General features: G+C 49.3%; 9 protein-coding genes and 1 pseudogene. 9 read left to right on the forward strand and 1 reads right to left on the reverse strand.

Annotated elements, in window-relative coordinates; all coding sequences use genetic code 11:
* Positions 1-227 precede the first annotated feature (227 nt).
* From ACPV3A_RS00485 to ACPV3A_RS00505, 5 genes are all read left to right on the forward strand, one after another.
* Complete coding sequence (locus ACPV3A_RS00485; protein WP_426197863.1) at positions 228-1,589, forward strand: FAD-dependent oxidoreductase; 1,362 nt, start codon at positions 228-230, stop codon at positions 1,587-1,589.
* A 131-nt stretch (positions 1,590-1,720) separates the two neighbouring features.
* Positions 1,721-2,314 (forward strand): DUF4352 domain-containing protein, encoded by a 594-nt coding sequence (locus tag ACPV3A_RS00490; RefSeq protein ID WP_426197864.1) that lies wholly within the window; start codon positions 1,721-1,723, stop codon positions 2,312-2,314.
* Between the two features lie 246 nt (positions 2,315-2,560).
* Complete coding sequence (locus tag ACPV3A_RS00495; protein WP_426197865.1) at positions 2,561-3,145, forward strand: TetR/AcrR family transcriptional regulator; 585 nt, start codon at positions 2,561-2,563, stop codon at positions 3,143-3,145.
* 119 nt (positions 3,146-3,264) lie between these two features.
* A complete protein-coding gene (locus ACPV3A_RS00500; RefSeq protein ID WP_426197866.1) occupies positions 3,265-4,512 on the forward strand; it encodes an MFS transporter in 1,248 nt (415 codons plus the stop codon).
* 377 nt (positions 4,513-4,889) lie between these two features.
* A complete protein-coding gene (locus tag ACPV3A_RS00505; protein ID WP_339295061.1) occupies positions 4,890-5,750 on the forward strand; it encodes a formate/nitrite transporter family protein in 861 nt (286 codons plus the stop codon).
* Between the two features lie 150 nt (positions 5,751-5,900).
* Here the strand turns inward: ACPV3A_RS00505 and ACPV3A_RS00510 are convergent.
* Positions 5,901-6,080: pseudogene (locus ACPV3A_RS00510) on the reverse strand (hypothetical protein); the annotation flags it as partial.
* A gap of 257 nt (positions 6,081-6,337) precedes the next feature.
* Between ACPV3A_RS00510 and ACPV3A_RS00515 the strand changes: the two are divergent.
* The 4 genes from ACPV3A_RS00515 (at position 6,338) to ACPV3A_RS00530 (ending at position 12,420) form a co-directional block, all read left to right on the forward strand.
* Positions 6,338-8,425: a molybdopterin-containing oxidoreductase family protein gene (locus tag ACPV3A_RS00515; protein WP_426197867.1), complete on the forward strand. Its 2,088-nt coding sequence runs from the start codon at positions 6,338-6,340 to the stop codon at positions 8,423-8,425.
* Positions 8,426-8,768: 343 nt separating this feature from the next.
* On the forward strand, positions 8,769-9,746 hold the full coding sequence (locus tag ACPV3A_RS00520; protein ID WP_426197868.1) for an ABC transporter permease: 978 nt from the start codon (positions 8,769-8,771) through the stop codon (positions 9,744-9,746).
* Between the two features lie 27 nt (positions 9,747-9,773).
* Entirely contained in the window at positions 9,774-10,673 is a 900-nt protein-coding gene (locus ACPV3A_RS00525) for a carbohydrate ABC transporter permease (protein WP_339220386.1), read from the forward strand.
* 67 nt (positions 10,674-10,740) lie between these two features.
* Positions 10,741-12,420, forward strand: coding sequence for an extracellular solute-binding protein (locus tag ACPV3A_RS00530; RefSeq protein ID WP_426197869.1), 1,680 nt, complete (start codon positions 10,741-10,743; stop codon positions 12,418-12,420).
* The last annotated feature ends 29 nt before the right edge of the window (positions 12,421-12,449 follow it).

A 12,449-nucleotide genomic window follows, 5' to 3' on the forward strand; every position in this document is an offset into this window, starting at 1 on the left:
CTTTTATCATTCCAACTATGTGAAATTATGAACAATATGTGAATAATGCAATTACCTATTGAACTGTGAAATTAATCACATTATAATAAAAGCATGAAGTGAAAACATTCACAAATAATATTACCAATCACCACATTCATGCTCAACAAGCGTTACCAAGCATGAATCCAGGCAAAAGAGCTCATCTTAATCAAATATACAGCTTCATACTTGGAGGAGGAAAAACCATGAAAGTAGCAGTTATCGGTTGTACCCATGCAGGAACGTCCGCCATCGTGAATACCGCCAAACTTTACCCTGAAGCACAGATTACCGTTTATGAACGCAATGATAACATCTCATTCCTGTCTTGCGGCATCGCGCTTTACGTCGGAGGCGTTGTAAAAGACCCTGACGGTCTGTTCTACTCTTCGCCTCAAAAGCTCGACGAGCTGGGTGTTGAAACCAAGATGAAGCATGAGATCATTTCGGTGGATACGGATAAGAAAAGCTTGAAAGTTCGGAACCTGGTTACAGAGGAAATTTTTGATGATGCCTATGACAAACTAATTATCACAACCGGATCATGGCCAATCGTACCGAAGCTTGAAGGCATCGATCTGAATAATATTCTGCTCTGCAAAAACTACAATCATTCCAATGCGATCATTGAAAAAGCGCAGGAAGCGAAACACATTACGGTTGTCGGCGCCGGTTATATCGGCGTAGAACTGGTCGAAGCCTTCCAACAGAACGGCAAGCAGGTTACCCTGATTGATAGTGCCGACCGCATTCTGAACAAATATCTGGATCCTGAATTTAGCGGCAAAATCGAGGAATCCTTCCGTGAAAAAGGGATTGAGATGGCCCTGGGTCAGACCGTGACTTCTTTCCAAGGCAAGGATGGCAAGGTGAACAAGGTCATCACCGACAAAGGTGAGATCGACACGGATCTGGTGATCCTCTGCATCGGTTTCCGTCCGAATACGGATCTGGTGAAGGGGCAGGTAGAAATGCTGAAAAATGGCGCCATCGTCGTGGATCAATATATGCAAAGCAGCAAGCAGGATGTATATGCAGCAGGCGATTGCTGCTCCGTGCACTATAACCCGACCGGTAAAATGATGTACATTCCACTGGCTACTAACGCAGTCCGGATGGGTACGCTCGTTGCACGCAATCTTGTGTCGCCGACAACGCCATATATGGGAACGCAAGGTACGTCGGGATTGAAAATATACGAACACAACATTGCCTCGACGGGATTAACCGAAGGAGCCGCCAAGGACGAAGGCTTGAAGGTGGAGACGGTCACCATTACGGATCATTACCGTCCGGAATTCATGCCTACCTTCGAAGAGGTTACGCTGAAGGTTGTGTATGAGCAAGACAGCCGCCGGATGCTTGGTGCACAGGTCATTTCCAAAGTGGATATGACGCAATCCATTAACACGCTGTCGGTATGCATACAGAATCGGATGACGATTGATCAATTGGCCTTCATCGACTTCTTCTTCCAGCCGCATTACAATAAACCGTGGAATTTCCTTAACACGGCTGGACTGCAGGCATTGCCGGCGGTCGAAACGAAAACACCGGTGCATTCATAAGTAATCGATTCACCAAGAAGACTCCCTGATTTGGGGGTCTTTTTCTTGTTTTTGAAGGATTATGGATTTTGACAGCGAATTGGAAAATATCCGGACATGTAGATTTCGACTTTCAGGAGGTAGGATAAAGTATGAATAAAAAAGTAATGCTGGCCACAGCTGCATTGTTCTCCATGCTGCTGACGGCGGCTTGTTCCAATGATCAGGCTGATCCGCCTGCAGAGACTCCGCCGGCTGTTGTGGACAGTGGGGGGACAGATCAGACGGGGACGTCTGAAGAACAGCCGCCTGCAGAACCCCAAGGTGAGGACCAACCGGCCGACAACGCAGAGGTGAAGCCGATCGGCGAACCTGCCGCAGTGGGCGATACGGTGGATTATCACGGCACGGTCATTACGCTAAACGGCGTACGTGAATCCGAGGGTGATGAATATTTGAAGCCCCAGCCCGGCCATACGTTTAAGGTAGTTGACATTACCGTGAAGAACAATGGCCAGGAGCCGCTGGTCATCTCTTCCGCGCTGTCTTTTTCCCTGACGGATTCGAGCGATCTTAACTATACGGTTCCCATTACGGATGACGTGAAAATGCTGGACGGCACCGTTGCCCCAGGCGGCGAGCTGACAGGTAAAATACCGTACGAAGTGAAGCAGGGGGTTAAGGGACTGCAGCTGAGTTATGGCGATCCGATGAAAGAAGGAAGAGCCATTTGGGCAGTGGAATAAAAAATAATATTGGTTTCGGATGTACGAATGATGAGAGGATTTTGCTTAGGCAAGGTCCTTTTTTCTATGTGATTGTGAAGATGCTGCTTTACATGCGGGAATGTTTTCAGTATGATTAAACCGTACAGTCGGTTTTATTGCTGTGAATGGTGTTCATCATCTTCACAGATTCATTTTTATTAAGAGAACCAGGTTTTGGTACGTGAATTCCGCACTATTATTTCCAAGCAAGGAGTGCTTACATCGATGTCTTCAGAAAAAGCGCAGCGAAAGCGCGACATGATTCTGGATAAAGCGAAGGAACTGTTCATCCAGCGCGGGTATGCGGCAACATCCATGGATGAACTGGTCAAGTATACGGGTGCCAGTAAGGGAAGCATCTACTATCACTTTGAGAGCAAGGAAGATTTGTTCGTCAAGCTGCTGGCGAAGCAGAATCAGGAATGGATGGAAGCCTGGAACGATCAAAAAGCCCGTTACGCCAGCTTCGAGGAGAAGCTGTACGGCATTGCCGATCATATGGTCGACGACTTCCAGAATCCGCTGACCAAGATTGCGGAGGAATTCTTTATCAATCAGCCGGAGAATAAGACGATTGTGGGCGAGATGCTGGCCATCCTGCAAGGTCCGCGCACGCTCTACCGCGAGATTTTCGCAGAAGGAGTAAGCGAAGGGCGAATACCGGCAGAGGATGTAGAGGAAATATCCATCATATTCGCATCGCTGCTTGATGGGATGTCGGTGTGGTATTTTGAACGGACCCAGGAGGAATCAAGGCAGCTGTATCGCAAGGGAGTCACTTACTTTTTAAACGGTGTGTTATCGAGTTGAGGATCGTAGTGAACCGGAGGATTTATCGGAAACGCTTCTTCTCGATTTGCAAGCGGGGCGGGCGTTTCCGCATAAATATATTTAAACCGAATAGTCGGTTTAAACTAGGGGGATAAAACATGAGGCATTTGTTTGGCAACCGCGCGTTCGTGCTGCTGATGGTTTCGGATTTCATGCAAAATATCGGGATCTGGATCCGCAACATGGCATTGTTGTTCTTCATTATGGAGAAGAGCAACCATGATCCGGTCGCCGTATCGCTGCTTACCGTAATTGAATACGCTCCGATCTTTGTGATCTCCATGATTGGCGGCGTGCTGGCGGACCGTTGGCGTCCCAAGCGAACGATGATCTGGGGGGACATTCTCAGCTTTTTATCCATATTGCTTATCCTGTTCGTTGTGTATGCGGGATATTGGCAGGCCGTTTTTGCGGTGACCCTGGTCTCGGCTGTTGTATCTCAATTCTCGCAGCCTTCGTCCATGAAGCTCATCAAGCGCTGCTTGCCGGATGAGCATGTGCCCGCGGCCACAGCTTTGTCCCAGACCTCGATGTCGCTGTTTATCATTTTGGGACCGATGGTCGGTACGACGATTTATCAAGCTTTTGGATTGCAGGCGTCTTTAATCAGCTTGTTGGTTCTATTCGGCGCTTCGGCGATCGTGCTAATGTGTCTTCCTTCCAGTGTGGATGAACCCTCTAACAATTCGGAATCGACCGGTTCTTTTATGAAGGACATGAAGGCGGGCATCACTTATATCGGGTCCAGCCGGCTGTTGAAGGTGCTGCTGGTGGTCTATGTTTTATTGGCGCTCGGCAGCGGACTTGTTCAGCCGCTTGATATCTTTGTCATCACGGAGCGTTTACAACTGGCAATGTCCAGCGTTCAGTGGTTCACCGCGCTAGAGGGCCTAGGCATGTTAATTGGCGGCGTGCTGGCTGCTGTCATTGCGGGGAGAGTGAAAGGCAACTACTTGTTGTTCGCCGGGCTTGCCTTCCTTGGCCTCTCGACCTTTGTCGAGGTGCTGTCCCAGTGGCCGATCCTGACCGGCACGATGCGCTTCGCAACCGGGGTGCTGATGGCGATGGCGCAGACGGTTCTGATGGCCGTGATGATGCAGCAGGTGGAAGAGAAATTCATCGGTCGGCTGAATGGCGTGATGACGCCGATGTTTACCGGCATGCTGCTCATCGGCTCCGGGTTTACGGGATGGTATATGTCGGTAACCTCCATTGTGGTCGTGTATTTTACGGCAGGCGCGCTCTTCCTGCTTTCGTCCTTGATTAGCATGAAGCTTCCGATCTCGAACGTTCCGGCTCAGGAAAAGGAAACGCCTGTTAGAGTAGAGACTGCCGCCGAGGCATAGGATAGTGGTTAGAACGTGTTGCTGGTAAATTGGCATAGGCTGCTGGTTTAGAACGTGTTGCTTATAAACTGGCATAAGTTAGCTGGTTTAGAACAAGAGGGCTGGTAAAAGCACCAACCAAGCGGTGTCGGGATTATCTCCGGGCACCGCATTTTTTTATATGTACCGCTGGCTCAGATCGAGCGAATGATCGATCTCAAACGTGATCAAGGGCAGCCAGGACACAAGGATGTCCGATCCTGACGTACTGGGTCGTGATATAATTCACGTTCTTGCTTTGGCTGCTGCGGTACAATATGGGTAACTGTAACAGAAACATCAGAAGCTGCATTCGAGAGATTTTCAGGACGGAATGCGGGAGAAATGGGGGAACGGCCATGGCCTATTACAAACCGGATCGCATTGCGGAGATCACCGTGGAGAACGGGGTGAAAAAAGCACATAACTCCGTCATGAACGTAATGATATTAGGATTTTTGGCGGGGGCTTTTATCGCGCTCGGCTTTTTGCTGGATATTCGCGTGATTGCCGGGGCGTCTGAGGCTTGGGGAGGCATTGCCGGTTTTATAGGCGCGGCGATATTCCCTGTCGGACTGATCCTTGTATTGCTCGCAGGCGGAGAGCTGCTGACGGGCAACATGATGGCCGTGTCCCTGGCCAGATTCAAGAAGCGGATTTCCACGAAGGAGATGATACGGAATTTAGCTCTCGTCACGGTAAGCAATATGGCGGGGGCGTTGTTCGTCGCTTACTTCTTCGGTCATGTGACCGGTCTGACAGGCAGCGGAGTTTATCTGGAGAAGCTGGTGGATATGGCGGGACACAAGCTGGACGACAGCTTCCTGCAGGCTTTCTTGTCGGGCATCGGCTGCAACTGGCTCGTAGCGCTCGCCGTGTGGCTGTCCTACGGATCGGACCAGATGAGTGGCAAAATTTTCGGGATCTGGTTTCCGACGATGGCGTTTGTAGCCATCGGCTTTCAGCACGTGGTGGCCAACATGTTCCTCATTCCGGCCGCGATATTTGAAGGGTATTACAGCTGGGGTGAGTATTTCATAAATTTCATTCCGGTATGGCTTGGCAATTTCGTCGGAGGCGCGCTGTTTGTGGGAGCTGCCTACGGGACCGTATATTTGAAGAAGAATGATAAGGTTGAGGTCATTCCACGCGGCGAACAAGAAGCTGCGCTGCCTTCCGCTCCGGCTACCGGCACTGCTCAACAGGTTCATTCTGCGTAGAAATATTATACTGAAGCCTGGTAAATAAAGGCGAGAAAATAGCTGCGATCGACCGCTCCCTAAGGGATAGGGTCGGATGATCGCAGCTTTTTTGTCGTTGTTGGCGGAGCGGACTCTTTGCATAAGTCGCAAAAGGAACAAGCCCGCTATTTATAAATGGTAAGGCACAGTCGTAAAAATCACTTCTCTCCGATACAGCAAATGTGCACGGATGAGCAAGCTGGATTGATTGTGCAGGAAGTTATGCCAGCCCTTATTGGGGATGAACTGCGGGATGACCATGGTAACCTGGTAGTCGGATTCGCTTGCCTTTCGCTGTACGGTATCGATAATGCCATACAAAACAAATTCGCCATGCCGGTCTCGGGGGAGGAGACATGGGCATGGCGAATTTTTGGGAGTGGTCCATGATTTGGCAAGGAAGAGAAAGGGTCTGGGTTCCTCTTCGTTGCTCTTGATAGGAATATACCCGGAAGGAAGTAGAGTGAATCACCGATGCAGAAAAAAATGTAAGACTTTACTGGAACCCTGATTTTCTTTTAAGATAAAGGGATATGATTCAGCGTGTACAAGGGGGAATAGACGAAATGACTCAAGCGATGATTCATCAGGAAAACGGCGTGTTTCCGGCGGTCTGTCCGTTGGATTGTCCCGATACTTGCGGCCTGCTGCTGCATAAAGAGAACGGAAAAATCGTGAAGGTTACCGGTAATCCGGATCATCCGATTACGCAGGGAGCCATCTGCAATAAAGTCCGTAATATGGCACATCGGGTGTATCATCCGGAGCGCGTGCTATATCCGCTGCGGAGGGTAGGGCCCAAAGGTCAGGGCGCTTTCGAGCGAATCAGCTGGGATGAAGCGGTTCAGGAGATTGCCGAACGCTACGAGAAGCTGATCGAGGAGCATGGCTCTGAGAGCATTCTGCCTTACAGCTTCTACGGCAACATGGGGATATTAAGTGTAGACGGCATGGATCGGAGGTTCTTCAACAGGCTGGGCGCCAGCCGGCTGAAGCAGTCGATCTGTAATTCGGCAGGCAATGAGGGCTGGAAATCCGTTATGGGGTTTAATGGAGGCACCGTCCCGGAGGATACCGTTCATGCCGATGTCATCATCGTCTGGGGCGGCAACATCGTCAGCACCAATATGCATCAGGTGGTGTTGGCAGAGAAAGCGCGCAAGGCTGGTGCCAAGGTCGTTGTCATCGACGTGCATAAGAACCAGACGGGGCAATGGGCCGATTGGTTCATTCCGCTGTTTCCGGGCACGGATGCGGCACTGGCCGTCGGCCTCATGCACATCTTGTTCCGTGACGGCATGGTGAACGAGGAATTCCTGCGGCAGTATACGATCGGTCATGAAGCCTTGCGTGAGCATGTGAAAGACTATACACCGGAGCATGTATCCTCCATTACCGGAATTCCAGTTGAGGATATCGAGAAGCTGGCCGAGCTGTACGGCCGGGCAGATACTTCTTACATTCATATCGGTAACGGTCTTCAGCATCATGACAATGGGGGCTTGACGGTGCGCAGCATTGCGGCGCTTCCGGCCTTAACCGGACAATGGCTGAAGCGGGGCGGAGGGGCCGCCAAGTCGAACGGCGGTTACAACAGCATGGACAGCGATGCGCTCGAACGTCCCGATCTCCGTCCGAATCCGGATGCGCGGACGATTAACATGAACCGGATCGGCGAGGCGCTTGCCATGACCGAACAGCCGATTAAGTCGGTCTTTGTCTATTGCAGCAATCCGCTGGTTGTCGCTCCCGACTCCGAGCGGGTAAGGGAAGGGTTTGCACGGGAGGATCTGTTTACGGTTGTGCATGACCTGTTTATGACGGATACGGCCAAGTATGCGGATATCGTGCTCCCGGCAACCTCCTCGTTCGAGAATACCGACCTGTTCGCTTCCTATTGGCATCAGTACATCCAGCTGCAGGAGCCGGTCATCCCGGCGCTTGGGGAGAGCAAGAGCAATGTAGAGCTGTTCTCCATGCTGGGGCGGGCTATGGGGTTCACTGACCCGGCCTTCCATGAGACGGAAGAGGAGATGATGGCAAGAGCGCTCGACTTCCCGGGTAACCCTTATCTGAACGGCGTCACGCTGGACAAGCTAAAGGAACACCGCTATGTGAAGCTTGATATGACGCCGCTTGAAACATATCTGGATCGTTTGCCGACGCCTTCGGGCCGGATCGAGCTTTACTCCGCACAGTTGGAGGAAGCAGGTCTTCCGCCTCTCCCGACCTACGTGCCGCTGAAGGAAGGTTATGACGGCGTAAGGCGCGGCCGCGGGCACAAATACCCGCTCATGTTCATTTCGCCGCCGAACCACAACTTCCTGAATTCGAGCTTTGCGAATGTGGAGAAGCATCAGAAGCTGGAGAAGGAGCCTGCCCTGCAGATCCATCCGGAGGATGCAGAGGAACGCGGTATAGAGGACGGAGACATGGTTACGGTATACAACGACCGCGGAACCTATGAAGTTCGGGCCAAGGTAACGGATAAAATGCTGCCGGGCACCGTTGTCAGCCAAGGCCTGTGGTGGGAAGGCGAGGGCCGTAAGCAGCGCGCCAATGCCCTTACACCCGACAGGCTGTCGGATATGGGTGAAGGGGCCACCTTCTTCTCAACGGTGGTCGAGGTCAGGACTAAAATAACCGGTGCATAAAGATGAATACATTGACTGTCTTGTTGGTCTATATGACCTCAAGGCAGTCTTTTTTTGGGATAAGAAAGTATAAACATCCGAGGCTTAGCATCCCCTTATCTCGCAAGAGAAACTTCCGTTAAATGCGTCTGTCTACTGAGTGAGTACGTCGATAGACGTTTTTTTGTTGGCTGGAAAGGGTGAAACATTCCGGTAGAAGTATAAAAAATCGGGGTTTTATTATATAGATTCAAAATATTTCCATAGGTAGAATGATAATAAGTCAATTGCAAGCGGTTTCGAAAATGGTAAACATTCAGAGACCCGGCGTGCTTTTACATCATTTCGTAACGGGAGGATAAATATGCCGCAAGCTACTGCAGAACAGCAACCATCACCCATTGCCCGGCAGCCAAAAGTCCATAGTAAAAGTTTTCTTAGGCGATTCATGATGCAATGGGATGTTCAGCTTATGGTGATACCCGGCGTCATTCTAGTTTTCATTTTTGCCTATCTGCCTATGTACGGCGTAATAACCGGATTTATGGATTATAACCTGTTCACCGGCTCAAGAATTTGGGATAACCCGTGGGTTGGTTTTAAACATTTTGAAGCTTTTTTTGCCGCCCCCGAGTTTGAAAGAATTTTGCGCAACACGAYTGTGATCAGTCTATTGAAATTCTTTATCGGATTTCCAGCACCGATCGTACTGGCACTTTTATTGAATGAAGTTCGCCATATGTTATTCAAAAGAGTCATCCAGACGATCACATACCTGCCCCATTTCCTATCATGGGTTATTGTGGCAGGATTCACCACCGCCTTGCTATCAACGGAGAACGGAAGCATCAACATTCTGCTGGAGAGCATAGGGGCCATTGATGAACCGATCAATTTCCTTTCGTTAAAGGAGTATTTTTGGTCGATCCTGATTTCGGCCAACGTATGGAAGGAGATCGGATTTAACTCGATTGTATTCCTGGCTGCGATTGCGAGTATTGATCCTGCTCTCTATGAGGCTGCGGACATCGACGGTGCAAGCAAGTCCAAGCAAATCTACCTGATTACGCTTCCTTCGATTATGCCGGTCATCATTATCTTTATGATTCTTGCGATCGGCAACTTGCTCAATGCAGGCTTTGAGGACATCCTGCTCCTGGCATCCAATCCGGTGCTGCGGCCGGTATCCGATGTTATTGATACGTATGTCTATCGAGTAGGCCTAGGGTCACACCGTTATTCTTATGCGGTTGCTATCGGATTGTTCAAGGCGATTATCAGTGTTGTCCTGCTTACGATCGCGAACTATCTGGCTCGAAGATCTGGTAATAGCTTATGGTAACAATCAGCAGCCCTCAGGAGGTACGGCATGTTAAAAAGAATTAGCTTTGGTGATAAGGTCATGCTTATCGTGATATACGTGTTCCTCAGTTTATTAGCCTTCTCGGCGCTCTATCCTTTCTGGAATGCGGTGGCTGTTTCCTTCAACGTAGGTGTCGATACCGCAAAGGGCGGAGTCACCTTCTGGCCAAGAGAATTCACAACCGAAAATTATAAAATCATACTCCAGGACGACCGACTGCTTAACGGGTTCTTCATATCCATAAGTCGTACCATAATCGGCACCGCAACCTCCATATTCATGACAGCGCTCCTCGCATTCGGGATGACCCGAACTTATCTGATCGGACGAAAATATTACACATTGTTCTTTATATTCACCCTCTACTTTGGTGGAGGATTGATTCCAACGTATCTCCTTATCCGTTCACTCGGTCTGATGGACAGCTTTCTGGTATTTATTATTCCATCCTTAATCAGCGTGTGGAACATGATCATTTTTCGGACCTTCTTTCGAGGTCTTCCCGTAGGGCTGGAAGAGTCAGCCCATATTGACGGCTGCAGCAATTGGGGCACATTCTTTCGGATTATTCTCCCATTGTCCGGACCGGTTATCGCTACGCTGGCTCTGTTGACTGCCGTTGGACACTGGAACGACTGGTTCCTGCCGAGTATCTACATCACCAGTGATTATTTACTCCCCATTCAGACGATTCTGCGGCAGACCTTGAATGCCAATATTGTATCGGGTTCAAGCTCCGTGCTCGATAGCGCTTCGGTTGCCCTACTGGATCAAGCAAGGCAAATCACTTCAAAATCGCTCACAATGGCGATGATGATCGTGGTGACCTTACCGATCATTCTTGTCTATCCTTTTGTGCAAAAGTATTTTGTCAAAGGTGTACTGGTAGGCTCGCTGAAGGAGTAGTTGACGAACGGTTTAAGGCGAACAGCTTTGAACATATATATTTTTGTTAATGAGAGGGGTTAAGTGAATGAGAAAGACGAAAAAGCCGCTGCTCGTATTGGTCTCGTTGCTATTGATAATGGTTACGGCTCTAGCGGGATGCGGAAAATCGGCAGCTCCAGCTCCAGCACCACCGGCAGCAAACAATGATGGCGAGAAGAAAACCGATCCGCCAGCAGAGGGGAAGCGTGACGGCAAATGGGTCCTTGGTGAGAAGCCGCTGGAGTTTTCAGCATATTCTCACTATGAGAACTCGGACTTCCCTAAATGGGAGAGCACGCCTGTCGGTAAATATTTAAGTGAAGAAAAACAAGTGAAAATCAACATGATTGCGGCTGCTGGAGCACATACGCAAAAGCTGAGTGCGATGATGGCTTCAGACGACCTGCCGGATATGATCTGGACAGACAAGAACCATCCAGACTTGGAGCGACTCCGCAAAGAAGGAAAACTGGTAGCCTATGATGATTATTTGGATAAGTATCCCAACCTGAAGACATGGATGGGCGATCTGAACATGTTACGTTCAGATGATGGCAAACTGTATATGTTCCCTAACTGGTATTCATCCAATCCTTACGGTAACGCCGGTTACGTAGTTAACAAGAAAATCTATAAAGAGCTGGGCGAGCCTCCGCTCGAAACAACGGACGATCTATATGATTATCTGGTAAAAGTTAAAGATAAGTACGGCAGCAGCATCATTCCGTTCGAGCCGCACCGTGCACAGGAAAGACAGGGACTTGGCGTGTTATACACGGCCTTCGGAGAGGGAGCAAGTTACACGAATCTGAATGCTAGCTTGCTTGCGGTTCCAAAAGACGGAAAACTGACGTCAGTACTTACAGATCCGGTATTCCGAGAGGCTCAGAAATATATTGCTAAACTGTACAGAGAGAAGCTCATCTCTCAAGATGCCTTTAACCAAACGGAAGATCAGATTTTGGAGAAAGTCATGACAGGCAGAGTGGCAGTATTTGCAGGAGCAAGTCCCACAACGATGGCAGGCGAAGCGCACCCTGAATTGATCAAACAAGATCCGGATGGCGGGTATTTCATGATTTGGCCTATTCATAAGCCGGGTCTGGATAAGAATAAGATTTATCCAGGCACCTACACAAGCTTTGGATGGAATGCTGCCTATATTACAACGGCTGCTGAGGACCCTGAAGCGATATTCGCATTCCTCGACTGGTACACAGGTCCGGAAGGGATGAACGTCCAATTCTTCGGTCCGGAAGGAAAGAACTGGGACGGATTCGATGAAGATGGTAAGCCGAATTTCACCGAGAATTATGATCCGGCAGAAGTAGCAGAAATTCAATCCAAGAATGAGCCTGTTATGTTCGTAGGTAATACGAGTTATATTGACCCTGCCAAATATAAATACATGGAGAATCTCCCCTTCGAAGAGCAGGACTGGAGAACACGTTACCAACAAACGATTACTTGGCCAACTCAATTGAACGTTACAGAATTTGTTAACCTCAATCCGGCTCCAGATTCGGATGAAGGCATAATCAAAGCATCTGTCGATGAACTTTTCCTCGAAATCTATGCTAAGTCCGTCATGGCGAAGAGCGACGAAGAGGTTGATAAAATTCTCGATCAAGGAAACAAGGATTTGATGGATTTGGGCTATGGTCAGCTTCTGGAATGGCGGACGATCAAATGGCAGGAGAATTTAGCTAAATTGAACGGAAAATAATAACACAGTAATGTCAGGGGGGACTTCCC

It is taken from the genome of Paenibacillus sp. Dod16, assembly GCF_049893405.1.
Classification (GTDB): domain Bacteria; phylum Bacillota; class Bacilli; order Paenibacillales; family Paenibacillaceae; genus Paenibacillus_AQ.

Coding starts and splice junctions, on each gene's coding strand:
- ACPV3A_RS00505 (WP_339295061.1), top strand. CDS start 4,890: ATGGCCTATTACAAACCGGATCGCATTGCGGAGATCACCGTGGAGAAC.
- ACPV3A_RS00495 (WP_426197865.1), top strand. CDS start 2,561: ATGTCTTCAGAAAAAGCGCAGCGAAAGCGCGACATGATTCTGGATAAA.
- ACPV3A_RS00525 (WP_339220386.1), top strand. CDS start 9,774: ATGTTAAAAAGAATTAGCTTTGGTGATAAGGTCATGCTTATCGTGATA.
- ACPV3A_RS00530 (WP_426197869.1), top strand. CDS start 10,741: ATGAGAAAGACGAAAAAGCCGCTGCTCGTATTGGTCTCGTTGCTATTG.
- ACPV3A_RS00485 (WP_426197863.1), top strand. CDS start 228: ATGAAAGTAGCAGTTATCGGTTGTACCCATGCAGGAACGTCCGCCATC.
- ACPV3A_RS00500 (WP_426197866.1), top strand. CDS start 3,265: ATGAGGCATTTGTTTGGCAACCGCGCGTTCGTGCTGCTGATGGTTTCG.
- ACPV3A_RS00515 (WP_426197867.1), top strand. CDS start 6,338: ATGACTCAAGCGATGATTCATCAGGAAAACGGCGTGTTTCCGGCGGTC.
- ACPV3A_RS00490 (WP_426197864.1), top strand. CDS start 1,721: ATGAATAAAAAAGTAATGCTGGCCACAGCTGCATTGTTCTCCATGCTG.